24 protein-coding genes are annotated in these 23967 nt (G+C 63.5%); 10 read left to right on the plus strand and 14 right to left on the minus strand.

The window, feature by feature from the left end:
- Positions 1–14 precede the first annotated feature (14 nt).
- Genes AB0N72_RS14205 through AB0N72_RS14220 form a run of 4 tightly spaced genes read right to left on the minus strand, consistent with a single transcriptional unit; the run spans position 15 to position 3556 of the window.
- Positions 15–1058 (minus strand): Gfo/Idh/MocA family oxidoreductase, encoded by a 1044-nt coding sequence (locus AB0N72_RS14205; protein WP_363931010.1) that lies wholly within the window; start codon positions 1056–1058, stop codon positions 15–17.
- Positions 1058–1852, minus strand: a complete 795-nt coding sequence (locus AB0N72_RS14210; protein ID WP_363931011.1) for an amino acid ABC transporter ATP-binding protein — start codon at positions 1850–1852, stop codon at positions 1058–1060. Before AB0N72_RS14210 ends, AB0N72_RS14205 begins: the two co-directional genes overlap by 1 nt.
- The gene (locus AB0N72_RS14215) at positions 1849–2637 is read right to left on the minus strand and encodes an amino acid ABC transporter permease (RefSeq protein ID WP_144663367.1); all 789 of its coding nucleotides are present in this window, start codon (positions 2635–2637) and stop codon (positions 1849–1851) included. Before AB0N72_RS14215 ends, AB0N72_RS14210 begins: the two co-directional genes overlap by 4 nt.
- 52 nt (positions 2638–2689) lie before the next feature.
- A complete protein-coding gene (locus tag AB0N72_RS14220; protein WP_363931012.1) occupies positions 2690–3556 on the minus strand; it encodes an ABC transporter substrate-binding protein in 867 nt (288 codons plus the stop codon).
- Positions 3557–3737: 181 nt separating this feature from the next.
- Here AB0N72_RS14220 and AB0N72_RS14225 point away from each other — a divergent pair, with 181 nt between their 5' ends.
- Complete coding sequence (locus AB0N72_RS14225) at positions 3738–4832, plus strand: LacI family DNA-binding transcriptional regulator (RefSeq protein ID WP_363931013.1); 1095 nt, start codon at positions 3738–3740, stop codon at positions 4830–4832.
- Here the strand turns inward: AB0N72_RS14225 and AB0N72_RS14230 are convergent.
- Positions 4812–5444: a helix-turn-helix domain-containing protein gene (locus tag AB0N72_RS14230; RefSeq protein WP_363931014.1), complete on the minus strand. Its 633-nt coding sequence runs from the start codon at positions 5442–5444 to the stop codon at positions 4812–4814. The genes AB0N72_RS14225 and AB0N72_RS14230 overlap by 21 nt on opposite strands.
- A 99-nt stretch (positions 5445–5543) precedes the next feature.
- Between AB0N72_RS14230 and AB0N72_RS14235 the strand changes: the two genes are divergently transcribed.
- Positions 5544–6752 (plus strand): MFS transporter, encoded by a 1209-nt coding sequence (locus AB0N72_RS14235; RefSeq protein WP_363931015.1) that lies wholly within the window; start codon positions 5544–5546, stop codon positions 6750–6752.
- 25 nt (positions 6753–6777) lie between these two features.
- Here the strand turns inward: AB0N72_RS14235 and AB0N72_RS14240 are convergent, their stop codons facing one another.
- Positions 6778–7905 carry a phosphatase domain-containing protein gene (locus tag AB0N72_RS14240; protein WP_363931016.1) on the minus strand — a complete coding sequence of 376 codons (1128 nt, stop codon included), beginning with the start codon at positions 7903–7905 and terminating at the stop codon, positions 6778–6780.
- A 140-nt stretch (positions 7906–8045) separates the two neighbouring features.
- Here AB0N72_RS14240 and AB0N72_RS14245 point away from each other — a divergent pair, with 140 nt between their 5' ends.
- Positions 8046–9386, plus strand: coding sequence for an MFS transporter (locus AB0N72_RS14245; RefSeq protein ID WP_363931246.1), 1341 nt, complete (start codon positions 8046–8048; stop codon positions 9384–9386).
- 17 nt (positions 9387–9403) lie between these two features.
- Here the strand turns inward: AB0N72_RS14245 and AB0N72_RS14250 are convergent, their stop codons facing one another.
- A complete protein-coding gene (locus AB0N72_RS14250) occupies positions 9404–9979 on the minus strand; it encodes a TetR/AcrR family transcriptional regulator (RefSeq protein WP_363931017.1) in 576 nt (191 codons plus the stop codon).
- 95 nt (positions 9980–10074) lie between these two features.
- Here AB0N72_RS14250 and AB0N72_RS14255 point away from each other — a divergent pair, with 95 nt between their 5' ends.
- Positions 10075–10908 (plus strand): alpha/beta hydrolase, encoded by an 834-nt coding sequence (locus AB0N72_RS14255; RefSeq protein WP_363931018.1) that lies wholly within the window; start codon positions 10075–10077, stop codon positions 10906–10908.
- A 101-nt stretch (positions 10909–11009) separates the two neighbouring features.
- Here AB0N72_RS14255 and AB0N72_RS14260 read toward each other — a convergent pair whose 3' ends face one another.
- Together AB0N72_RS14260 and AB0N72_RS14265 are read right to left on the minus strand one after the other, a co-directional pair.
- A complete protein-coding gene (locus AB0N72_RS14260; RefSeq protein WP_363931019.1) occupies positions 11010–12731 on the minus strand; it encodes an amidase in 1722 nt (573 codons plus the stop codon).
- Positions 12731–13774: an agmatine deiminase family protein gene (locus AB0N72_RS14265; protein ID WP_363931020.1), complete on the minus strand. Its 1044-nt coding sequence runs from the start codon at positions 13772–13774 to the stop codon at positions 12731–12733. Before AB0N72_RS14265 ends, AB0N72_RS14260 begins: the two co-directional genes overlap by 1 nt.
- A 101-nt stretch (positions 13775–13875) precedes the next feature.
- Here AB0N72_RS14265 and AB0N72_RS14270 point away from each other — a divergent pair, with 101 nt between their 5' ends.
- The 3 genes from AB0N72_RS14270 to AB0N72_RS14280 all read left to right on the plus strand — a co-directional run bounded on the left by AB0N72_RS14270 (position 13876) and on the right by AB0N72_RS14280 (position 16702).
- Entirely contained in the window at positions 13876–14502 is a 627-nt protein-coding gene (locus tag AB0N72_RS14270; RefSeq protein ID WP_363931021.1) for a TetR family transcriptional regulator C-terminal domain-containing protein, read from the plus strand.
- Positions 14503–14607: 105 nt separating this feature from the next.
- Positions 14608–16125, plus strand: a complete 1518-nt coding sequence (locus AB0N72_RS14275) for a cytosine permease (RefSeq protein ID WP_363931022.1) — start codon at positions 14608–14610, stop codon at positions 16123–16125.
- A complete protein-coding gene (locus tag AB0N72_RS14280; RefSeq protein ID WP_363931023.1) occupies positions 16118–16702 on the plus strand; it encodes a TetR/AcrR family transcriptional regulator in 585 nt (194 codons plus the stop codon). Before AB0N72_RS14275 ends, AB0N72_RS14280 begins: the two co-directional genes overlap by 8 nt.
- Positions 16703–16709: 7 nt before the next feature.
- On the opposite strand, the gene AB0N72_RS14285 is transcribed toward AB0N72_RS14280, so the two are convergent.
- The 5 genes from AB0N72_RS14285 to AB0N72_RS14305 form a co-directional block, all read right to left on the minus strand.
- Complete coding sequence (locus tag AB0N72_RS14285) at positions 16710–18335, minus strand: ABC-F family ATP-binding cassette domain-containing protein (RefSeq protein WP_363931024.1); 1626 nt, start codon at positions 18333–18335, stop codon at positions 16710–16712.
- A gap of 182 nt (positions 18336–18517) precedes the next feature.
- On the minus strand, positions 18518–19447 hold the full coding sequence (locus AB0N72_RS14290; protein WP_363931247.1) for an NADP-dependent oxidoreductase: 930 nt from the start codon (positions 19445–19447) through the stop codon (positions 18518–18520).
- A 47-nt stretch (positions 19448–19494) separates the two neighbouring features.
- Positions 19495–19728, minus strand: coding sequence for a DUF6480 family protein (locus tag AB0N72_RS14295; RefSeq protein WP_363931025.1), 234 nt, complete (start codon positions 19726–19728; stop codon positions 19495–19497).
- 97 nt (positions 19729–19825) lie between these two features.
- Entirely contained in the window at positions 19826–20698 is an 873-nt protein-coding gene (locus AB0N72_RS14300; protein WP_363931026.1) for an SMP-30/gluconolactonase/LRE family protein, read from the minus strand.
- Between the two features lie 10 nt (positions 20699–20708).
- Positions 20709–22169, minus strand: coding sequence for an MFS transporter (locus tag AB0N72_RS14305; RefSeq protein ID WP_363931027.1), 1461 nt, complete (start codon positions 22167–22169; stop codon positions 20709–20711).
- Between the two features lie 171 nt (positions 22170–22340).
- Between AB0N72_RS14305 and AB0N72_RS14310 the strand changes: the two genes are divergently transcribed.
- From AB0N72_RS14310 to AB0N72_RS14320, 3 genes are read left to right on the plus strand one after another with little or no spacing between them, the layout of a single operon-like run.
- Positions 22341–22694, plus strand: a complete 354-nt coding sequence (locus AB0N72_RS14310; protein WP_363931028.1) for a metalloregulator ArsR/SmtB family transcription factor — start codon at positions 22341–22343, stop codon at positions 22692–22694.
- On the plus strand, positions 22684–23148 hold the full coding sequence (locus AB0N72_RS14315) for an SRPBCC domain-containing protein (RefSeq protein WP_363931029.1): 465 nt from the start codon (positions 22684–22686) through the stop codon (positions 23146–23148). Before AB0N72_RS14310 ends, AB0N72_RS14315 begins: the two co-directional genes overlap by 11 nt.
- Entirely contained in the window at positions 23145–23918 is a 774-nt protein-coding gene (locus tag AB0N72_RS14320) for an alpha/beta hydrolase (protein ID WP_363931030.1), read from the plus strand. Before AB0N72_RS14315 ends, AB0N72_RS14320 begins: the two co-directional genes overlap by 4 nt.
- Positions 23919–23967 lie beyond the last annotated feature (49 nt).

A 23967-nucleotide genomic window follows, 5' to 3' on the forward strand; every position in this document is an offset into this window, starting at 1 on the left:
GCGGTGGGACGCCTTTACGCGAAGGCGTGAATGTTTTCGATGATCCTGAGGGTTTCCAGCGCTTCGGCCGGTTGCACTGGCAGTGGGCCATGCCCACGGAGCGAGGCTGCCAGCTGCCTGTAGAACTGCGGATAGTCGCCCTTTTCCGCCGGGACTGCCACGGCTGAACCGTCCACTCCCAGGAGCCCCCAAGCCTCCTGGGGTTCAACGCCGTAAGAAGCGTTCGACGGCGTGATGCCGGCCGCGAGCGCCGGTTCCTGGCCGTCGAGTCCCCACTTGGTGTACGCGGCCTTGGAGCCGAGGACGTGGAACCGCGGGCCCACTTGCGCGGCCATGCCGTTCATCCACAAGCGTGTGCGGACGCCTGATTCGTGGCGCAACGATACAAAGGCTTCTGTGTCTGCCGCGTCAGGATAGGGACCGTTGTTGGCGGTCTCCCCGTAGCTCTCCTCCACAGGGCCGAACAGTTGGATGGCTTGGTCGATCAGGTGGGCGCCGAGGTCATGGAGCAGCCCCCCGCCCTCGGCCAAGGTGGCCGAATCACGCCAGTTGCCGAAGCCGTCCGGCCGCCACCATTCGAAGCGCGACTCAAAGGCCCGCACTTCGCCCAGGGCACCTTCCAGGAGCAGCTTTCGGAGCGTCAGGAAGTCGGCATCCCACCGGCGGTTCTGGAAGACGGTGAGCTGCACGCCGGCGTCGGACGCCTTGGCAACCAGCTCCTCGCCGTGCGCAACCGTCGTCACGAAAGGCTTGTCCACCACAACGTTCAGCCCGTGGGCGATGGCCGTGGCACCAAGCTCCAGATGAGTGAGTGGCGGGGTTCCAAGGACCACCAGGTCCAGGTCGCCGGCGAGGGCGAACATGTCCTCCGGAGTGGGGACGATCCTCGCTTGCGGATAGAGGCGCGCCGCCTCGGCCGTGCGTCGAGGGTCCGATGTGACAATGACATCCAGCGAATAGTCCGGGTCGGCCTGGATCAGCGGCGCATGGAACACGCTGCCGGACACGCCGAACCCGACGACGGCGGTGCGGATGGCTGCCGCTGTTACGGCACCCATCAGAGGACTTCCGAAAGGAAGCGCTGGAGGCGTTCGCTGCGTGGATTGTCGAAGAGTTCGGTGGGTGTGCCGACCTCCACGACTTCGCCTTCGTCCATGAACACCACTTGGTCGGCCACTTTGCGGGCAAAGCCCATCTCGTGGGTGACCACCAGCATGGTCATGCCGCGGCGGCCCAGGCCGGCCATGAGGTTCAGGACGCCCTTGACCAGTTCGGGATCCAGGGCGCTGGTGGCTTCATCGAAAAGCATGACCTCGGGCTCCATGGCCAGTGCCCTGGCGATGGCGACGCGTTGCTGCTGTCCCCCGGAGAGGTCCCTGGGCCGGTGATCGGCGCGTTCGGCGAGGCCTACTTCCGCCAGGCGGCGTTGGGCGCGTTGCCGGGCCTCGGCTTTGGACATTCCTTTCACGCTCCAGAGTGCGAGCGCAACGTTTTCCAGTGCCGTGTGGTCCGGGAAGAGGTTGAAGTGCTGGAACACCATGCCGATGCGGGCCCGCAGGATGTCCGGCTTGACCTTGAGGGCGCTGTCTCCGGCCAGCAGGACGTCGCCACTCTTGGGTTCGTGCAGGCGGTTGACGCCACGCAGGAGCGTCGACTTGCCCGAACCGGAGGGGCCGATGATGCAGGTGGTGGTGCCCGGAGCCACGGTGAGGCTGACGTTTCGGAGTACCTCCACATCCCCGTAGGCCATGGTCAGGTTCCGCAGTTCCAGGCTGGACCCGTGGAACTTTTCGATGTCTGGGGCCGGCTTGCTTGAGTTGCCCGTGCTGGTGCTGCTGCTTGTGAGGTTCACGTGTTGCTCCCGGTGATGAGCGGCGAAGCCGCATCGAGTTCCTTGACTTCCTTCAGGCCACTGGTGGGTGCGGAAGGGCGACGGCGGCCGGTGCGGAACTTGTTGTCGAAGTAGTTGACGAGGTGGGTCAGGGGAACGGTGATGACCAGGTAGAAGATGCCTGCCATGACCAGCGGGGATAAGTTGCCGGACAGTACAGCTGCATCCTGGCCTACCCTGAAGAGTTCCCGTTCGCTGACCAGCAGGCCCAGGAAGTACACCAGGGAAGAATCCTTGACGATCGCAATGAACTGGTTCACCAAGGCGGGCAGCACCCTGCGAACGCCTTGCGGCACCACCACCAGGGTCATGGACTTGGCGTAGCTCATGCCCAGGGCCCGGCAGGCTTCACCTTGGCCTTTGTCCACGCTGAGAATGCCGGCACGGAAGATTTCTCCGATGTAGGCGCTGGCGATGAGGCTCAACGCAATGATTCCCAGCGGGTACGGAGAGGGTCCGAAGACCGACTGGCTCAGCCGGGCAAACCCCTGGCCGATCAGCAGGATCGTGAGGATGGCGGGGAGCCCCCGGAACAGGTCCGTGTAGATCCTCGCCGGAATCCGCAGCCACTTGGACCGCGAAATGCCCATGACTGCCACCACCATGCCCATCACTACGCCGAGGATGGTTGCTGCGATGGAAATGATCAGGGTGTTGAGGAGGCCAACTCCCAGGAGTTGGGGCAGCACTTCGACCATTGAGTCAAAATCGAAGAACGTGCGGCTGATGGTATTGAGCCAATCCATTGGGTGCTCTCAGACGTTGTTGGTTGTTCGGAACGGCTTGCTTGCCGGCCGGCTACTTGCTGGCCGAAGGAGACGGGCTGGAAGTCTGCTCGGCCTTGGGGAGGTACTGCTCGGGCATCGGCGAACCCGGGAACCACTTCTGGTACAGCTTCTTCCAGGTGCCGTCTTCCATGGCTGCGGCGAGGCCCTTGTTCAACGCTTCCTTGAAGGCGGGCTTATTCTTGGCGATTGCGAAACCGGCCGGGGCGTCAAAGGAGGGGATGTCGGCGGCACTGACCAAACCAAACTGCTCCTGGTAGGCCTTGGCGGCCTCGTAGTCAAGGAAGTGTGCGTCCACGGAGCCGCTGTTCACCGCGGCTATGGCGGTGTTGTTGTCCGGGAAGCGCACCAGCTGGGCCGAGGTGAAGTTCTTTACTGCATAGGCTTCCTGGAGTGTGCCTTGGACTACGCCCAGGCGCTTGCCGTTGAGGCCGTCTACGTCCTTGATGCCGGAGGTCTTGGTGGTGATGACCGTCAGGTACCCGGCAAGGTAGCCATCGGAGAAGTCGACGGTCTCCTTGCGCTTGCCCGTGATGCCGATAGCGGCCACGCCGACGTCGAACTGGCCGTTCGCGACGGCCGCCAGGAGCCCGGAGAAGTCCTGGCCGGTGAAGACGACATTGTCCACGCCGGCCCGGTGGGCCACGTCCTTGAACAGTTCAACATCGAAGCCGGTGAAGTTACCGGAGCCATCGGTGAAGGTGTACGGCTTGGAGTCCCCCAGGCTGGCAACACGGATGGTGCCGGGCTGGATGAGTCCGTAGGGGTTGTCGGCTGAGGGCGAGCTGCTTGCGGGAGCTCCACCACAGCCGGCCAGGGCGAGGATTGCCGCCAAGGCTGCTGCTGCGAGCGCTGCCGGGCGGAAGTTCAGTTTGATCACAGCGTTGTCCAATCGTGGGAGGGAAAGCGGTGCTGTCAGGAGCCGCTGAAAGTTATTGCTCGATGCCGGGTCTTGTTGAGTCCGGTCTCAGCCCCTAGGATTGAGACCGGACTCACATCGATTGATAAGAAATGTAGCGGAACTCACAAAGCCGCGTCAACACCCAACGTGAAAGGTCAAGATGAGCACTGGGGGATCCCGACGGCGGGACGTAACGGTTGCCGACGTCGCCAAAGCCGCAAAAGTCTCCAAAGCCCAGGCGGCCCGCGCGCTGGGCAATTACGGCGCGGTGAGCGAGGACGTCCGCGAGCGGGTCCTGGCCGCTGCGGAAGAGCTGGAGTACCGCCCCAACGAGCTCGCCCGGAGCATGAACACCGGCAAGTCGAACACCATCGGCGTGGTGGTGGGAGACATCGAAAACCCGCACTTCGGCCTCGCCACCCGGGGCATCACGGACACCGCCAAGAAGAGTGGCTACAACGTCATCCTCATCAACACCGACGAGGAAAGGGCCGCGGAAGTGGACGCCGTCCGCGTGTTGCTGGACAAGCGGGTGGACGGGCTCATCGTGGCCCCCGCGTCGTCGGTGGACACCGCGCACCTGCAACAGGTCCGGGAGTCCGGGCGGCCGCTGGTACTTCTGGACCGAGCCGCGGAAGGACTGGACGCAGAGACTTTCGCCGTGGACATGGGTGCCATCTCCCACGAGTCCACCAAGTACCTGATCCAAGCGGGGCACCAGCGGATCGCCTTCGTTTCCACCCTCAAGACCGAACAGCCCTATGTGCAGGGGATGACACTGGACTCCTCGCAGATTTCGGACCGCCTCGACGGCATCCGCCGCGCCTTCGATGAAGAAGGCCTGGACTTTCCCGAGGACCTGGTCAGGCTCAACGCCGGGGACGGTGAATCAGTCAAGCGGATTACCAGCGAACTGCTATCCGGTCCAGACGCCGCCACGGCCATCATCGCCTCCGACGGCCTCATCGCATTGGGCGTGGTGGAAGCCATTCAGGAAGCGGGACTGGCCATTCCCGACGACGTCTCGTTTCTGATGTACGACGACTTCGCCTGGACCCGCCTCACCACCCCGCCGCTGACGGTCATCGCCCAGCCCGTGTACGACATGGGAGCCGCTGCCGCCGCCGCCCTGATCCGGCAGATCGAGGGCAGGAAAACGGCCTCGCCCAGCCCGGAACTCGTGGCTCGCCTCATCCGGCGGGGATCCGTTGGGGCGCCAAGAAAGGCGGCTGAACTAAGCCAAACCTCCGCCTGACCCGGACGACGACACCCCGGAAACGGCCTTCATCGCCTGGTCCGGGACACGGGGCGAGTTCTCCAGGACCGATGACGCGAGCTCTTTCGCCCACCGGACGGCTTCCGGCTGCGCATCGAGGTGCGAATTCGCGACCGCGCCGTCATAGAGAAGCCGGAGCCTGGAGGCAACGCCGGCAGGTTCGGCGATCCCGGCTTCCTGGCAGAGGGCCTCCATCTCACCGGCAAGCCAGTCGCGGAAGGTCCGGAGCGCGACAGCCTCAACACTTCCAGGGAGCGCCTCTGCGTTGGCGTTCGCGAACGGACAGCCCTTCCAGCCCGCAGAATCCACGGCTTCCTGGAGCGCGTCAAACATCGCGAGCAATCTGTCGATGGGATCAGCCAAGCCTTGCTGGTGCCTGGAAATCCGCTCGCGCCGCTGATGGTCCCGGCCTGCCAAGTACGCCGCGACGAGCTCGTCCTTGCCGGAAAAGTTGTAGAAAAGCGAGCCCTTGGCCACGCCCGCCTCTCCGATCACGCGGTCGATGCCCACCGTGTGCACGCCCTCGGAGTAGAACAACCTGTCGGCAGCATCAAGGAGCCGCTGCCGGGCTGAAACCTTTGTTGAAGCCATACTCAATCATATCAGACAGATCTGTCTAAAAATTCTTGACTTCATTGAACAGACCTGTCTAACTTGGATTAATTAGACCGATCTGTCCAAGGAGTTCCCATGTCCCATAGCCTGCCCCCAAAAACTGCGTTTGCCGGGCTCGCGCTGGTTTTCGCGGCCTTCTTCTTCGCCGCCGGCGCTCCCACTCCCCTGCTTTCACTTCGGCAACAGGAATGGGGCTTCTCGTCAGGCATTTTGAGCGTGGCATTCTCCATCTACGCCATCGGCCTGCTGGTGGCGCTGCTGGTGGCGGGCTCACTGTCCGATCACCTGGGCCGCCGTCCTGTCATGCTGATTGCGCTCGGCCTGGAACTGGTATCCATGGTGGTCTTCCTTGTGGCGCCGGGCATCACTTGGGTTATTGTCGCCAGGGCCCTCCAAGGCGTCGCCACGGGCCTGGCAACCAGCGCCTTCAACGCAGCCATAGCCGAGCAAGCACCTGCCCACCTCAAAAAGCTCGCTGGCGGACTGACGGGCGCTTCCGTTGCTGGAGGCCTGGGAATCGGCGCCTTGGTGACCGGGGCAGCAGTTCAATTCAGCCGCGACGCCAACACCTTGATCTTCGCAGGACTCGCGGTCGCGATGGTCCTCGGCATCGTATTTGTCAGCTTGACCTCGGAGACTGCCGTCAAACGACCCGGCGCAGCAGGCTCGCTCATGCCACGGCTCAGCCTTCCGGCCGGCATCAGGCGCGAGTTTGCCGCGAGCATCCCGGTCCATGTGGCGGGGTGGATGTTCCCCGCACTGTTCCTCGGGCTTTCACCGGCCTTGTTGCGACTCCATTTCTCCTTGGACGGTGGCCTGGTAGCCGGCTTCACAGCCTTCATCGGTCCTTTTTCCGCAGCAGTTGCCGGATTCGTGTTCGCGAGGCACCCAGCACGGCATGGTTCACTCATCGGGGTTTCCCTCATCCTCGCCGGGGCACTCGCAACGCTCCTTGGCATCAGCGAACACTGGCTTGCCGTGATCTGGATCGGTGCGGTGATTGGCGGGATCGGCTTCGGTGGCTCATTCGGTGGCCAGCTCCGACTGATCGCACCCCACATTGGGCCAGAGCAGCGGGCAGGCGTCTTTTCCGGTATCTACACAGCCGCATATTTGTCCTTCAGCATCCCGGTGGTCTTTGCCGGACTGTGGGCTCCCATCTGGGGGCTGGTTCCCACACTGGAGGCCTACACCGTGGTCCTCATGGCCTTCGCCACGCTCGGCATCATCACGCAAGTGGCCCGCTTCAGGTCAGACGCCGCCAGGCCGCTGACTGTGAGTTGATATTCCCTTGGCATGGACCCTCGGATCAGGCCTGGACGTCGCCTTCCTCAGGGTCATCGGCAGACCGGACATCGTTGCGGATAATGCCCAGTTCCTCGAGCTGCGCTGACATCCCGGCTCCATCCGGAGCGTAGATCCACGGAACCCCGGGCGTGGGCTGGCCGCCGGACTTTGACCGGCCGCCTGCCAGGACTGCCTCACCGGCGGAGAGCTGGCGGATGGCGATGGCCCTCACGTTCTCCGGGTGGCGCTGGGCAAACTCGGAGTAGATGGCTTCATCATGCTGGCCGTCATCGCCCACCAGCAGCCATTTGATCTTGGGAAATTCCTCGGCCAGGCGTTCTAAGGATGTCCGTTTATGTTCCTGGCCGCTGCGGAACCAGCGGTCCGGAGTGGGGCCCCAGTCGGTCAGGAGCTTGGGTCCGGCAGGGTACAAGTTACGTGACAGGAACCGCGAGAGCGTGGGAGCCACGTTCCATGCCCCTGTGGAGAGGTATAACACCGGGGCGGAGGGCGCGGTGCGGGCAATGCGCTCGTACAACACGGCCATGCCGGGCGTCGGAGTCCTGGCGTGCTCGTTGAGCACGAAAGTGTTCCAGGCCGCGAGGAAGGGACGCGGCAGCGCGGTCACCATCACGGTGTCGTCGATGTCCGAAACGACACCGAATTCAGCGTGGTCCGCCACTACCTCCACCGGCGCCTCCACCGTCCGGGAGTCGCCGGACTTCAACGTTATGGTGTGCCACCCGGCGGGAAGTGCCACCGGAATACGGGCATCCACCACCCCACCGCGGTCGGCCACGACGTCGTGGGTAGTGCCGTCGATCGTGACCTGCACGGCTGCGTGGGCAACCGGGGCACTGGTGAAGTTGCGCCAACCGCGCATGCTCTCCTGCAGGGGATTTGCATGGCCGGTGGCGTCCCTTGGATCGCTGCGGACCACCCTGGCCAGGACCCGTATCCAGGACGTGCTCCCGTAACCGGTGTAAGGGATGACCGTCTCCACCCGGCCCCGCCGGATCGCCAAGCGGGTCTGGAGCCTCAGCCACGCGTCGTCGAGCCTCATGGCGATGTGGCGGGCCTGTTCGCGGGGTGGCGTCAGGCTGGTGCCGGCGTTGGAGGTGGGTCGCGGCCTTACGGGACGGAAAGACATGCCCCCAGTCTTCCATGGCCCGGCGAGGAGCCTCATGCCTTTGACGTAACGCAGGTCACGTCGTATGCTTTATGAATCGATTCAAGACGTGTTCTTGTTCCTTGCCAACGACGCCAGAGGAGTACAGCGACGTGACCGTCATGCACCGTAAGGAAGCCCTTCCAGCCCCTAGCGGCAGCATTGCCCGCAAGGACCCGAAGAAGGCCACCATGAGCGGCTGGATCGGCAGCGCGCTCGAATATTACGACTTCGCCCTGTACTCGCTGGCAGCAACGCTCTTGTTCCCCACCATCTTCTTCCCCACTGCGGATCCCACCGTAGGCATCATCGCCTCCCTGGCGACGTACGCCGTCGGATATGTTTCCCGGCCCTTGGGCGCAGTGGTCCTGGGCGCATACGGCGACAGGCACGGGCGCAAGAAGGTGCTCGTCTTCGCCATGCTGCTCATGGGCTTTGCGACCTTCGCCGTCGGCCTCCTGCCCACGTACGGACAGGTGGGCCTTCTTGCCCCGGCCCTCCTGGTAATCCTCCGCCTGATCCAGGGCTTCGCAGTCGCAGGCGAGCTGGGTGGTGCCAGTGCCATGATCGTGGAGCACTCCCCCGATGCCCGGCGCGGCTTCTTTGCCAGCTTCAGCCTGCAGGGCACGCAGGTCGGCTCGATCCTGGCTACCGCAGTGCTGATTCCGCTCGCCGCGCTCCTGCCGGACGAGGACTTCCATTCCTGGGGCTGGCGCCTGCCGTTCCTGCTGAGCGCAGTGGTGATCCTGGCCGGATACGTCATCCGCCGCCGCGTCCAGGAGCCCCCGGCCTATCTGGCACAGTCCGAGGCGACTCCCGCCAAACGCCGCTTCCCACTGGTCGACCTGCTTCGGACCCACCCCTGGGTCCTGGTCCGCTGCATCGCGATGACATTCACCAACGTCATCGGCATGGCCACCCTGATTTTCGGCGTCTCCTTCGCCACCCAAAAGGGCTACGGGATCGGCTTCTCAAGCAGCGAATTCCTGTGGGTGACGATGGCCGCCAACGTCACCGCGGTATTGACCATCCCGGCATTCGGTGCACTGTCCGACAAGATCGGCCGGCGGGCGTTGATGGTGGCCGGAGGGGTCACCGGTGGACTGCTGACCGTGGGTTACCTCTGGGCCATCGAACAGCGAAGCCTTCCACTGGTCTTCGTCTGCGTCGTGATCGTCCAGGGCATCCTCTTCCAGATGTGGAACGCCACCTTCGCCACGTTCTTCCAAGAGCAGTTCCCCATGCGGATGCGCGTCACTGGTTTCGCCGTCTCCCAGAACATCGGCCTCATGATCGCCTCGTTCTTCCCCAGCCTGTTCACAGCCATTGCCCCGCCGGGATCAGCCAACATCCCCGTGGTCATCGGCCTGACCACGCTCGGCATCTGCCTGGTTTCGGCGGTCGCCACCCTCATGTCCTCCGACACCAAGGGCAAGACGCTGGACGAGCTCGAGGCCCGCTGAAACCCTTATCGCAGGCCTTAACGAACGACGGCGGATTGGGCCAGGGCGGCTTCGATCAACACTTCGGCGGCTTGCCGCGCTTGTCCGGCGGCTTCGGGCGATCCGGCGATTGCCGCCGTCGTCTGCGCCCCCTCGGCCAGGATCGAGAGCTGGGGAGCAAGGTGCGGCGGTGCGCCCGCCTCCGCGGCGAGGCCGGCGACGTATACCTGGAATGACTCCTTGTGCTTCCGCGCATATTCGGCAACCTCGGGACTGATGGCCCCCAACTCCGCGAAGCTGTTGATGAAGCCGCAGCCCCGGAAGGAATCCTGGCAGAACCATCCGGCGAGGTAGTCGAAAATGGCCAGCAGCTTGGCCTTCGGATCCGGAGCCTGGCTTACCGTAGCGTCCAATCCTTCGGTCCAGGACTCGTGGCGTCGCTCCAGCACAGCCATGACGATGCTGCTTTTGGACGGGAATTCCTGGTAAAGCTTCTTCAGTGACACCCCGGCCGCGGTGCGCAACTCGTCCATTCCCACGGACTGGATGCCCTTGGCGTTGTAGAGCCCATCAGCCGTGGCAACGATGCGCTGCCGGACTTCGGAAATATCCATATGCCAATACTACTTGAAATGAGAACGATCGTTCTATAGTATTTGGAAGCAGAGAGAGAACGGTCGTTCTCTACTTCGAGAAAAGGGACAGAATCATGGGCTTCATCAAAGTCGGAACTGAAAACACCACGGACATCGAGCTCTACTACGAGGACCACGGCACAGGCCAGCCAGTTGTCCTGATCCACGGCTACCCCCTCGACGGCGCTTCCTGGGAGAAGCAGACCGCCGCCCTGCTGAATGCCGGCTACCGCGTCATCACCTACGATCGCCGCGGATTCGGCAAGTCCAGCAAGACCACCACCGGCTACGACTACGACACCTTCGCAGCCGACCTCAACACAGTCCTGGAAACCCTGGACCTGCAAAACGCAGTACTGGTCGGCTTCTCCATGGGCACCGGCGAAGTTGGGCGCTACATCGGCACCTACGGCGAATCCCGCGTCGCCAAGGCCGTGTTCCTGGCATCGCTGGAACCGTTCCTCCTTCAGACCGACGACAACCCCACCGGCGTACCCTCTTCCGTATTCGACGGCATCCGCAACGCCGCCATCGAGGACCGCTACTCCTGGTTCACCAACTTCTACAAAGACTTCTACAACACCGACAACTTCCTCGGAAACCGCCTGAGCGAAGAAGCACTGCGCAACTCCTGGAACGTCGCCGCCGGCTCCTCCTGGTACGCGTCGTTCGCAGTGGTCGACACCTGGCTGACCGATTTCCGCTCCGACATCGAAAAGGTCACCGTTCCTTCCCTGATCGTCCACGGCACCGGCGACCGCATCCTGCCCATCGACGCCACCGGCCGCGAATTCACCAAGCGCCTGCCCTCGGCTGAGTACGTCGAGATCGAGGACGCACCGCACGGCTTCCTCTGGACGCACGGCGCCGAGATCAACGAGATCCTGCTCCGCTTCCTTGCCAAGTAGGCCTTCCGCGCCAACCGCATAAACAACGACGGCGGCAGCCCGCCTTTGGTTCCGGAAAGAACCAAAGGTGGGCTGCCGCCGTCGTTCGTGGCCGCTGCCGGTTAGGCGAGCTGTGGCGTCCGCGGCGGGACCGTGCGACGCGAACCGCTCGCTTCGAAAGCTGCCGCCAGCGTCAACAACGCCGTGTCGTCGTAGGCGCGGCCCGCGAAGGTAAGGCCCACAGGCATGCCGATGTCAGCCATGGTTCCCATGGGCACAGTGACCGTGGGGATGCCGAGGTGGCGGGGAACGAGGTTGCCGTTGGCCACCCACACGCCATTGCGCCAGCCAAGGTCCGCAGAGGCCGGGTTGACGTCCATGTCAGCGGGCCCCACGTCCGCCACTGCCGGGAACAGCACGGCATCCAGGCCGAGCCCGTCCATCCATTCCTCCAGGTCAACACGCCGGGTCTCTTCCAAGCCGCGCACACCGTTTTCCAGCTCGGGAATTTCGGTGAATCGGGAAACGCCGTATTCGCGGATATGCCGGGGATATTCGGAGATGTGGTCATCGAATCCGTTGTACCGGTCAGCGAGGGCGCCGTTGGGGTGGGGGAAGATTTGTTCACCATCCACATCGGCAAGCCTGTTGAGGGCAGGATCGCCGTTCGCGCGCAGGAAGTCGTCCCACGCCCACGCCGAGAGGTCCACGATCTCCCGTTTCAGGTACTCGGGCGAGACCAGGCCCCGCGTGGCGATAGTGGGTGCGCCGGGCCGGTCGCCTTCGTAATTGGAGACCACAGGGAAGTCCACCAGGACTACCTCGGCCCCCGCGGCTTCGAGGTCGCGCTTCGCAGCCTCCCAGAGTTCCATCACGGACTTCCGCGTTTCTATCCGTTGCCCGGTGGGTCCGCCAATGCCCGGCTTCGTACTGGTCCCGGCGTCCGGGTCAGCGTTGACATACATGCGCGGCACCCCGAAACGCTTGCCCCGCAAAGCCCGCTGACCGCCGTCGACCTTTTCCGGGGACAGCGCCACATAGGACTCCGGCCGGACCTCCGAGGACTTCGGCAGCTGGACCCATGGCTGCGCCCGCCAGAAATCTCCGCGCGCATCGGCGTCGTCGGCCACGACCACGTCGAGCAGCTCAAGCATGTCGGCCATGGTCCTGGTATGCGGGACAACGACGTCCATAGTGGGAACCAGGGGCCAGTTGCCGCGCACCGAGATGACGCCCCGCGACGGGGTGTAAGCGCACAGGGCATTGTTCGACGCCGGTGCGCGGCCACTTGACCAGGTCTCTTCACCCAGGCCGAAGGCCGCGAAGCTTGCCGCCGTCGCAGTGCCGGAACCGTTGGAGGAGCCGGAACCGAACGCTGCTGTCAGGAAGTCGGGGTTGTAGGGACTTTCGGCGCGACCGTACACGCCGCGCTGCATTCCGCCGTTGGCCATGGGCGGCATGTTGGTCAGGCCGATCAACACCGCACCGGCATCGCGGAGCCGTTCGATGGTGAACGCGTCCCGTTGGGCCACGAGGTGCTCGAAAGCCGGCGAACCGGCCGCGGCAGTGAGGCCTTTTGCTAGGTAGCTGTCCTTGGCCGTGTAGGGAATGCCATCCAACGGGCCCCGCACCGCACCTTGGGCCCGCCGTTCATCCGAGGCTTTGGCGTCGGCCAAAGCATCGGGGTTCATGACCACCATCGCGTTGAGCCTGATGCCGTTGCGGTCGTACGCTTCGATGCGGTCCAGGTATGCCTGGGTGAGCTCCACACTGGTCACCTCGCCTGCTTCCAACGCCGAACGCAATTGCGCGATGGAAGCCTCCACGACGTCGAACCGGGCCATTACGCTGCACCTTCGGCAAGTTTGGGCTGCTGCTGGGTGATGCAGTGGATGCCGCCGCCACGGGCCAGGATGGGCCTGGCATCCACAGTAACCACCCGGCGGCCAGGGTAGACCTCGGCCAGGATCTCAGCGGCAAGGGCGTCCGCACGTTCCTCGCCATAGCCACACGCGATCACGCCACCGTTGACCACCAAGTGATTGACGTAGCTCCAGTCAACAAAGCCTTCGTCATCAGTCAGCGTTTCCGGCGCAGGCAGCGGGACGATCTCGAACGGCTTGCCGGCCGCGTCCGTCTGGGTTTCGAGGAATGCCCGGAGTTTCCGGCTGACCTCGTAGTCCGGGTGCTGCGGATTGGTCTGGGAGTGCAGAAGGATGCGACCAGATGTGGGCAGGGTGGCCACCATGTCGATGTGTCCCCGGGTGCCGAAATCCTCGTAGTCGCGCGTTAGTCCACGCGGTACCCAGATAACCTTGGTGGCGCCGATGGTGCGGGCGAGCTCAGCCTCAACGGCTGCCTTGTCAGCAAAAGGGTTCCGCCGCGGATCCAGCTGCACGGTTTCAGTAACCAGCACAGTTCCTTCACCGTCAACGTGGATGGCCCCGCCTTCGTTGACCAGCAGCGAGCCAACCAGCTCGGCACCGGAATTTGCGGCGACAAACCGGGCCATTCCGGCACTCTTCTGCCATTCGGACCAGGCGGGCGCGCCCCATCCATTGAAGATCCAGTCCACGGCGCCAAGCACGCCGGGGCGTTCGTCGTCCACAACGAAGGTGGGTCCGACGTCGCGCATCCAGAATTCGTCCAACGGCGCCTCGACCTGTTCGACGCCGGCGCCCAGCATGCGTGCTGCGCGCTTGCGCTCGCTTGGGTCCACCACCATGGTCACCGGCTCGAATTCGGCAACGGCATGGGCCACTGCTGTCCACGCCGCGTACGCTTCGTCAGCCGATGCGGGGTCCTCCCCGAGCGTCACGCCGGCACGGGGGAACGCCATCCAGGTGCGCTCGTGGGGTGCGGTTTCGGCTGGCATTCTCCAGACCATGGGGACTCCTTCGTCGGTCAAAGCTTGTTCTTTTAGTGCTGTGGGATCTTTGTTGACCAACTGATCAACAATTCACAAAACGTAGACTAGACTGGTCCGTGATGTCAAGCACCCCACAAAAGCGCATAGTCCGGAAGTCCCCCGAAGAACGCGCTGCAGAAATCACCGAAGCCGCCCGCCTGATCGCTCTCGAATCAGGACTCACGGCCCTGACCCTGCGCAATGTTGCCGCCCGGGTGGGAGTCGCTTCGGGCCTGGTGGCGCACTACCAGCCCACCATGGACGCTTTGGTCGCAAGCACCTTCGCCACCATCGTGTCCGCGGAGACGCGGGAAGTCGCAAGCCTGCTGAGCCAGCAGCCCGGACCCTCGGAACGGCTTGGCGTTTTGGTTGAGACACTCCTGGACAACAGCAGGCTCGACGTCACGGCAATCTGGGTAGAGGCCTGGACGCTGGGACGTCGCAACGAAACCCTTGCCGCCTCCGTCCGGGAGCAAATGGATGCCTGGCAGAAGGTCTTCCAAGGCGTTGTCGAGGACGGCAACGCCACCGGGGTGTTCAACGTTTCCGATGCCGCAGCCGTAGCCTGGCAGATCCTCGGCATGGTCGATGGCCTCAATGCGCAGGCCTTGGTCCGATGGGACGGCGTCAACGACCGCGGCACGCACCTTGCCCGCGCGGTCGAGGGGATGGTGGGGGCTGCCCGCGGCTCGTTGTCCGGCGGGTAGGGAGCCCGCCGGTCACCAGGGTGCGGTTGGGTCATATTGACTGAAAATTCAGTCAGGACTATGGTTGGCGTTGCATCGAGTGATGCACCTCACGAAAGGCTTGCCATGATCAGCACGCGCTTCCGCAAAGACGCGGATTCCGCCGGTGCCGCATCCGCGCACAAGGACCGCTTTGGCCGCATTGAGTCGGCCGGTATTGAATTCATTCCCGACGAACAACGCACATCCCGCCCCCGGAACCTGTTCACCGTGTTTTTCGGTGGCAACTTCGCTTTCTCGGTCATCGTTTTTGGATGGCTTCCGATCACCTTCGGCCTGGACTTCGTCGGTGCAGCCACGGCCAGCCTGACCGGCCTTCTCCTCGGCACCGCCCTCATCGCCCCCATGGCGCTCCTGGGACCGCGGACGGGTACCAACAACACCGTCTCCAGCGCCGCACATTTCGGAACCCGCGGACGACTGATCGGGTCCACATTGACCCTTCTGTTCGCCCTTGCCTACGCTGCCATCGCGGTATGGACCTCGGGCGATGCCCTGGTTGCTGCTGCCGAACGGCTCCTGGGTATTCCTGTCGACGGCGTCACGCTGGGCATCGGCTACGCCGTGATTTCGGTGGAGATCGTCCTGGTCGCACTCTTCGGGCACGGCACCGTGGTGGCGATGCAGAAATTCGTCGCTCCGGTGGTTGGCGTCCTGCTGCTCATCGGCGTTGTGGCATTCGCTCCGACGTTCAGCCCCGGCTCTTCGCACGCCGACTACCTTTTGGGTGATTTCTGGCCTACGTGGATTCTCTCGGCCGTCATCTCCGTCGGCGGCCCATTGTCTTACGCGCCCACGCTGGGCGACTACAGCCGGCGCATCTCCGGAAAGCGCTACTCGGACCGGTCTGTCATCGGCGCCACGTGCCTGGGTGTGTTCCTGGGCCTCTTTGTGACGGCCTTGTTCGGCGCTTTTACAGCCTCTGCCATGCCTGGACTCGGGGCCTCATACGTCACCGACCTCGTCCGTTCGGCTCCCGCCTGGTACCTGCTCCCGATCCTCATCATTGCGTTGGCCGGCGGGCTCGGCCAAGGGGTGTTGAACCTCTATGCCAGCGGCTTGGACCTCGAAGCCCTCTTCCCACGGCTGCGCCGCATCCACACCACGCTCATCACGTCCGTGATCGCCGTCGGACTCCTCTACCTGGGTGTCTTCGTCTTCAACGCAGTGGACTCCATCACCGCCATGACCCTGGTGCTCAACGGCTTCGCCGGACCTTGGGTGGCCATCAACGTCCTGGGCTTCCTGGTGGCGCGCCGCGGAAAATACCACGCGGCGGATTTGCAGCTCTTCCGTGCCGACGGGCCGCACGGTCGGTACTGGTTTACCCACGGCTGGAACCTGCGTGCGGTCATTCCCTGGGCTGTCGGCTCCCTGTTTGGCGTCCTCGCCACCGACACATCCCTCTACACTGGACCGTTCTCGCAGCTCGCCGGCGGAATCGACGTTGGTTTCCTCGGGTCCACCCTCATCGGAGCCCTGGGCTACCTCGCCGCGCTCCGGCTCTGGCCCGAGCCACCCACCCCACCCACCCCTGCCGTGCCCGAAAGTGGTGAGCACGCACTACTGTCAAAGCATGAGTGAAAAACTGGACAGGATTCTCAGTGCCGCCACCACCTGCATCGCCAGGAACGGGGTTCGGGGAATGCGGGTCAACGATGTTGCGGCAGAAGCCGGTGTCTCGCCGGGGCTTCTGTACTACCACTTCACGGACCGCGCCGGCCTGCTGGCCGCAACGCTCGAACACATCAACAAGCAGGTCAGCAAGAACGACGGCGTCCCCTCACCCAGCGCCGAAGGCCGCACCAATCATTTCAGGCACCTACTGCTTGATGAGATCAGGGACGACGCCGACGTCCGCCGTAATTCGGTGGCGTGGAACGAGCTGAGGGCCTGCTCGATCTTCGAGCAGGACCTCGCCGAGCCCCTTCGACGAACCACTGTCCAGTGGAACCAGCAAATCTCCCAGGCCATATCGGCCGCAAATGAAGGACTCGACGAGCACCAGGCAGCCGTGACCGCCGAGATCCTCACCAGCCTCGTGGAAGGCATTTCTGGCCGCTGGCTCAGTGGTGTCATCACCGCGGACCATGCCCGCGCATTGCTCACGACTGCCATTGATTCGCTGGCCACCTTCACTCCCTCGGAAGCGCGGAGCTAAGGCAACTTCACGCCTCGGCGGTGCCTTCCCGTGACAGCGACGGCATTTCGGTGAGTGACCCGTCGCGGTCCAGGCCCAGCACCAGGTCCAGGTCGAGGCGGCCCAGGAAGCCGTCGTCATGGCTCACCAGGATGACGGCACCCCGGTAGGCGTTCAACGCGTCCACCAACTGGTCCACGCTCTGGATGTCCAGGTTGTTGGTCGGTTCATCGAGGATCAGTACGTGCGGGGGCGGATCGGCAAAGAGCAGCCTGGCAAGCGAGACCCTGAACCGTTCTCCGCCGGACAGACTATGAACGGGCCGGTAGACACTGTCACCCCTCAGCAGGAAACGAGCCAATTGGTTGCGGATTTCACCCACGGGCACATCCGGCGCAGCGGCCTGCACGTTTTCCAGTGTGGTCGCGGCGTCGTCCAGGCCATCGAGTCGCTGCCGCAGGTAACCGGCCCGCTCAGTGAGGAGGCGGCCGCCTGGGGCGCCAGCCTCGACGCCGCGAAACACCCGTTCCAGGAGTGTGGTCTTTCCTACCCCGTTGCCACCGACAATTGCCACCCGTTCCGGACCTTCCACCAGGAAAGTCCGGTTTATTCCCCGCAACTCGGCAATCCGGCGGCTCCGGGGGACGTCCGGATCCGGCAGGTTCACGCTGATTCGCTCCTCTTCCCGGATCCTGGAAGAGGCCGCGTCGAGGACAGCTCGGGCGGCATCGACTTTGTCGTCCGATCCCGAGCGCAACTTCCCTGCGGAAACCTGGGCGTCGGAGGCCCGCTGGTTCATAAGGATCTTGGAGCCCTTTTTGTTGTCATAGCTCGTCTGGCCGGTCCGGGCTCGTTTGGCCAACTTCGCTTCAGCTTCCTGGCGTTGGCGCTTCTCAACCTTCACGGTTTGTTTCGCGGCCTGGGCAGCCTGGACCGCGGCGGCCTGCTGCTCATCCACGTGCGCCCGCCATGCACTATAGGGGCCGCCGAACACGGTGAGTTCCCCGCCGTGCAGCTCCGCCGTATTGTCCATCAGCTCCAGCAGGGCGAGGTCGTGGCTGACCACCACCAGCGTTCCCGGCCAGGAGGATAGAAGGCCGGACAGTTTGGCCCGCGCGTCCCTGTCCAGGTTGTTCGTCGGTTCGTCCAGGAGGGTGATCGGCGTCCTCTGGAGTCGAAGCCCAGTGATGGCTACCAGCATGGCTTCGCCTCCGGAGATTTCGCCAACGTTCCGGTCAAGGTCCGTGGCAGAAAAGCCGATGTGGCGCAGGGACTCGTCCGCACGGGTTTCGATGTCCCAGTCGTCGCCCAGGATCTCGAAGTTCTCCACTGAGGCGTCGCCGGATTCGATGGCCCGCAGGGCCCTCACTTTATGGCCGACGCCGAGCATGTCCGCCACGGTTGAATCCGTGATGAGGGTGAGTGTCTGCGGGAGGTAGCCGACATCGCCAGTAGTTGTGATTCGGCCACTGGTCGGGGTGAGGATTCCGGCAATGAGGCGCAGCAGTGTCGATTTTCCGGCACCGTTGGATCCCACCAGGCCTGTGCGACCGGTTCCGAATGTTCCGGAGATCCCGGCGAGGGCAGCGGTGCCGTCCGGCCAGTTGAGCGTGACGTCGGTCAGGGTGATGGACGGGTTCTTTGTTCCAAACATGATGTTTCGTGGACTCCAGTGATTTCAGCGAATGCGCTGCAACCACCGGCCCGGAAGGACATCAGGTGCGTGTCAGCGCTTGGTTTGCGTCGCGAAACCTTGAATGTCCGTCAAAACATCGGCCTAACACTGGGGAACAGAGGAGTTCAGTCTCACAAAAATGCTCCTTGAAGGCAAGCCGGCTAAGAGTCCGCACCCACGGTGACCACAATCTTGCCGCGCGTGTGTCCATCCATGTTGAGTCGGAACGCGTCTGCTGCCTCAGCCAAAGGGAACGTCTCCGCTACCTCCACCTGGAGCTTGTGCCCATCCACCAAGTCAGCGAGCTCCTGCAGTTGCGCACCGATCGGGTTGACCCACATCCAGGTGCCTCCGTGCTCCTCGACGTCGCTGTCGGCAATGGATGCGTGCCTGCCGTTTTCCTTCAGGACCTCCAGGGTGGTTGAGAGGTTGCCACCCACAAAGTCGGCGACGACGTCGACACCGTCCGGACGGAGGGCGCGCACCCTGTCTGCCAGGCCTTCTCCATACGCAACGGGCTCGGCTCCCAAGGTCCGGAGAAACTTATGGTTCTTCTCAGAAGCCGTCGCGATGACCGTTGCTCCGAAGGTTTTCGCGATTTGGATTCCGAGGGAACCCACGCCGCCTGACCCACCGTGAATCAACACGGTTTGGCCCGCCGCGAGTTCCAGGCGCTTCAGCACCTGGAAGGCCGTCAACCCGGCGAGGGGCAGGCCAGCAGATTGGTTCCAGTCCAGGGTCTCAGGCTTGCGGGCGAGGAGCCGCTCCGGGAGGGCGATGTACTCAGCGAAGCTGCCGCCGTGGACGTAGTCCTTGCGGCCGTAGGCGATGACCTCGTCACCAGGCTTGAAGTGCGGTGCGTCAATACCGGTGGACTCCACCACCCCGGCAACGTCCCAGCCTGGAATGGCCGGAAACTGGAGGTCCATGAGTGGGTCCAGGTAGCCGGCCATGATCTTCCAGTCCACTGGATTCACCGAGGCTGCTTTGACCCTGACGAGAACCATGCCGGGCCCAACTTTCGGCATGGGCTGGTCCGTCAGTTCCAGGACGTCCGGGTTTCCGTATTTGCTGTAGGTGATTGCCTTCATGTGAGCGTCAACTGCCACTTGTGCCAAGCTATTCCTCCGCCGCAGCCTTAGTCGAAGAACCCCACGATGTACCCGATGAAGTAGAGCATCGACAACAGTACGAAGACACCTATGATCGACATCCACAGAATCTGGCTGCCCTTCCCCGGGCCGCCCTCATCGTGGCCTTGGGGTCCGGCTACCGAAGATTCGCCCGGAGGGGTTTCGCCCGGCGGCACTCCCCCGCCGGGTTCCAAACCCGTGATTTTGTCCTCGTACGGGTCCGGATTGGGTCCTGACACCTTGGCTCCCCTGATAGCAGTGGTGACGCTTTGACCCAGCGTACCGAACCGCCCCGGCCAGAACCACAGCAGCCTTACAAATCAGGGGTGACTCTGCTTACCGCCCACCCACAGCGTCACGCGTCGCCGTGCGCAGGCGGTACAGGGACGTCGTGGCCGTGATGTAGAGGTCCTGGCCATCGGGCCCGCCGAAACAAAGGTTCGAGACCCTTTCCGGAAGTTCGACGGCGGCCAGTAGACCGCCGTCGGGCGCGTACACCCGCACGGACGCACCTGCGGAAGTCCAGACGCGCCCCTCAACGTCAACGCGGAAACCGTCAGAGGCCCTGTCCTCCTCAAGCTCCACGAACGTCTTTCCGGCCCCGCACACGCCACCCTCCACCGGATAGGCGGCGATGCGAAGCGGAACGCCATGGGAAGCCCCGGCGGTGTCCGAAACGTAAAGCAGCGACTCGTCGGGTGAGAACGCCAGCCCGTTGGGATGGACCAGGTCCGTGACCACGGGCCTCAGTTCTCCCGCGACTGGGTCGAACCGGAATACGTAGCAGCCGCCGTACTCCTGCTCGCCTTCGTGGCCCTCAACTGTGCCCGGCAGGATTCCGTAGGGAGGATCGGTGAACCACACCGTCCCGTCAGCGGCGACCACCACGTCGTTGGGCGAATTGAGCCGGTGGTCACCGAACGAGTCGACGATCGCCGTCACCTCGCCGTCGTGGTCCCGTTCCACCCGCCGGCGACCATGGCTGCACTGCACCACGCTCCCGTCGCGGTCAAGCGTGCGGCCGTTGGTGTATTCGACGGCGGTGGCGTACTCGCGCGTGGCGCCTGTGGTGGGATTGAACTCAAGGATGCGGTTGTTGGGGATGTCGCTCCACCGAACTGTCTGCGATCCCGGTACCCAGACCGGCCCTTCGGCCCATACGGTGCCTTCGAAGAGCTTTTCCAGGGTGCCGGTGATCAGTTCATCCATGGGTTCGAGACTAGTCCTCCACAGGTGCTGCGGCGGCCTTCGCGCCTGCCGGAGTGTTGGTGTCGGCGCGTTGGGCAGCGGGCATGGCGATGACGGCCACCACCGTGAGAACAGCGCTGACAAGCACGGCCAGGAACACAGCTGCGGAAGCGTTCACAGTTGTTTGCGGATCAGCTCCGGCAGACGGGCCGCCGGCGTAGATGGCGTTGGCGATCGCACCGAAGACGGCCACCCCCAAGGCGCTGCCGATGGAACGGGCAAACAGGTTGGTTCCCGTGACCACCCCGCGTTCGTTCCACTCCACGCTTGACTGGGCGGCGATGAGGCTGGGGGTCGCCACCAGCCCGAGGCCAAGACCCACAATGAAGCAGGCCAGCGCCACCAACAGGACATTGGGCGAGGACGCCGTGAACGCGAGGACCGCAGCGCCCGCCACCGAGATGGAGATCCCAATCAGCGCGGTCCGCTTGAACCCGATCCGGAGATAGAACCGGCCGGCCTGGGACGCACTGATGGGCCAGCCCAAGGTCAGGGCAGCCAAAGCAAGGCCAGCCAGGATCGGAGAGGTCTTCAACGCTCCTTCCAGGAACGTCGGGACGTAGGACGTGAGGCCCAGCATGACCGCGCCAACGCCAAAGGAAATCAACGCTGTGGTGGCAAGCAACCGCCGGGAAATCACCCACGCAGGCAGAATCGGCTCAGCCGCCCTCCGCTCGGCAAGGACAAAAGCGCCGAACAGCAATGCGCCCACCGCGAAGACCGTGATGCTGACCGGTGAGTTCCAGGCCCACGCCTGGCCACCCTCAAGAGCGCCCAGGATCAGCAGGCTCAAGGACACGGTCAGCAGTCCGGCGCCCAGGTAGTCGATCCTGTGCTTGGCACGCTCGACGTTCTCGTGGAAAGTACGCACCAACATCCACCCGGCAAGGAAGCAGAGCGGGATGTTGATCAGGAAGATCCACCGCCAGATTCCCAAGGACGCAAAGATGCCGCCCAACGTCGGCCCGACCACGGAAGAAATAGCCCAGACGCTGGCCAGGTAACCCTGCACTTTGGCCCGCTCGGCCAAGGTGTAAATGTCTCCCGCGATCGTGATCGACACCGGCTGCACAGCGCCGGCTCCCAGGCCCTGAAGGACGCGGAACGCAATGAGCGCGGGCATGCTCCATGCCAGCCCGCAGAGGATGGAACCCAAAAGGAACAAGCCAATGCCGCTCAGGATGATCGGCTTTCGGCCCACGACGTCGGACAGCTTGGCGTAGATGGGCACGGAGACGGCCTGCGCCAAGAGGTACGCAGAAAAAAGCCAAGGGAAGGAACTGAAGCCGCCGATGTCCTCCACGATGGACGGCACCGCCGTGGCGACAATTGTTGAATCGATGGCCACCAGGCCCGTGGAAAGCATCAGGGCAATCAGGATGGGCCCCCGCCGGGACCGGAACCCGACGCCGTCGGCAATTTCTGTCGTCATGTATCTCGTTCCCCGTCGTCATTTCGTTGCGTTCGTATTCCGGGTCCAGCCCCAAATGAGGTAACCGCATTGCTGACGAAATTAGTCCCGGAGATGGGGTTGCAGTCATTTTCACTTTTAACTGGTTAGTTAATTAACCAAAAGGTAAAGTAAGCACATGGAGACTTCAACGTGAACGGCCGGGCCAGTGTGTTGGATGCGGCCTTTGCTGCACTGGCGGATCCCACGAGGCGGGCGATCCTGTCCGCCCTCGCCCAGGGCGACGCCACGGTTTCGGAATTGGCGGCACCATTTTCCATGTCATTGCCAGCCGTTTCGAAGCACCTGAAGGTGCTTGAGGCCAGCGGCCTCATTTCGCGGACCCGAAGCGCCCAGTTCAGGCCTTGCCATTTGGAGAGGGCCGTCCTGGACGACGTTGGTGACTGGATCCAGGAACACCGCAAGGTGTGGGACGAGCGCCTGGACAAACTGGATGAGCACCTCAAGTTGCTCCAACGCGGCGAAGAAGGCCGGGATGGAAAGTAGCAGCAAGGACACCGACACGGGGTTGATGTTCGAAAGGGTCTTCGATGCCCCACCAGAGCTCGTCTTCGCATGCCTGACGCAACCCGGACACCTCTCTCATTTCTGGGCACCGCTCGGGGCCAGCGCACCCGTGGAAGAAATTCACATCGACCCGCACCCCGGCGGGCGTTTTGAAACACTCATAGTCAATGACAGCTCCGGGGCGACCTACGCCACACGTTCGGTTTTCCTGGAAGTTCAAGCGCCGTCCAGCCTCGTTTGGCACGAAGAACATACGGGCATGACCGTCCGCATCACCCTCACCGGGCTTCCTGAAGGAAATACCCTGTTTCGCCTGCATCAAACACATGTACCCGACATCGTCAGGCTCCCCCGGAACCAGGCAGGGTTCATAACAACACTCGACAAGCTCGCAGACTATGTCCACTACCTGGCGCACGGAGGTCAGCAATGATTACGACGACATCACTCGACGGCACCACCTTGGCAATCGACACCACGGGGAGCGGGCCGGCCCTTGTTATCGCAGCAGGGGCATTCTGCGACCGGCAATCCAAAAAAGGTCTGACGGCACTGCTCAGCGATCGATTCACTGTTCATGAGTACGATCGTCGCGGCCGTGGCGACAGCGGACCACTCGGGGAAATCTCCGTCGAACGCGAAGTCGAAGACCTCGCAGCTGTGGTCTCCCGCATCGGCGAAGAACCATTCATTTTTGGCGACTCCTCCGGAGGAGCACTGGCCATCGCGGCCGCCTCTGCCGGGGTCGGTTTCCGCAAAATTGCCGTCTACGAGCCACCATTCACTCCCGGCCCCAGCTCCGCGTTCGCCGGGCAGCTGGCATCCCTGGTAGCCGCGGGCGATCGCTCACGTGCAGTGGAACTCTTCCTGAAACTGATGGGAACACCTGCCCAGGCGATTGAAGGAATGAAAGAAGGACCCTACTGGGGGCACCTCGAAGCACTGGCGCACACTCTGCCCATCGACATAACACTCTGCAACGAAGGGCAGATTCCGGAAGGAGAACTCGCCCGGATCCAGACCCCTCTGTTGGCCATCGCCGGCAGCAACAGCCCATGGGCCATTGAGGTCATCACACGGATCGTCGACTGCGCACCCCAGGGGGAATCGCTAGTCGTGAGTGGCCACGGCCACGCCGTTCCCGACGACATCCTCAGCCAAGTGCTCAGCACCTGTTTTGCGGGCACCGAGTCCGGGCGCTGACTCATTTAGAGATCCGCTAGTAGCGTGACGGGACGCCTGGCGCCGCGCA

The sequence above is a fragment of the Paenarthrobacter sp. NPDC089307 genome, assembly GCF_040685055.1.
Lineage (GTDB): Bacteria > Actinomycetota > Actinomycetes > Actinomycetales > Micrococcaceae > Arthrobacter.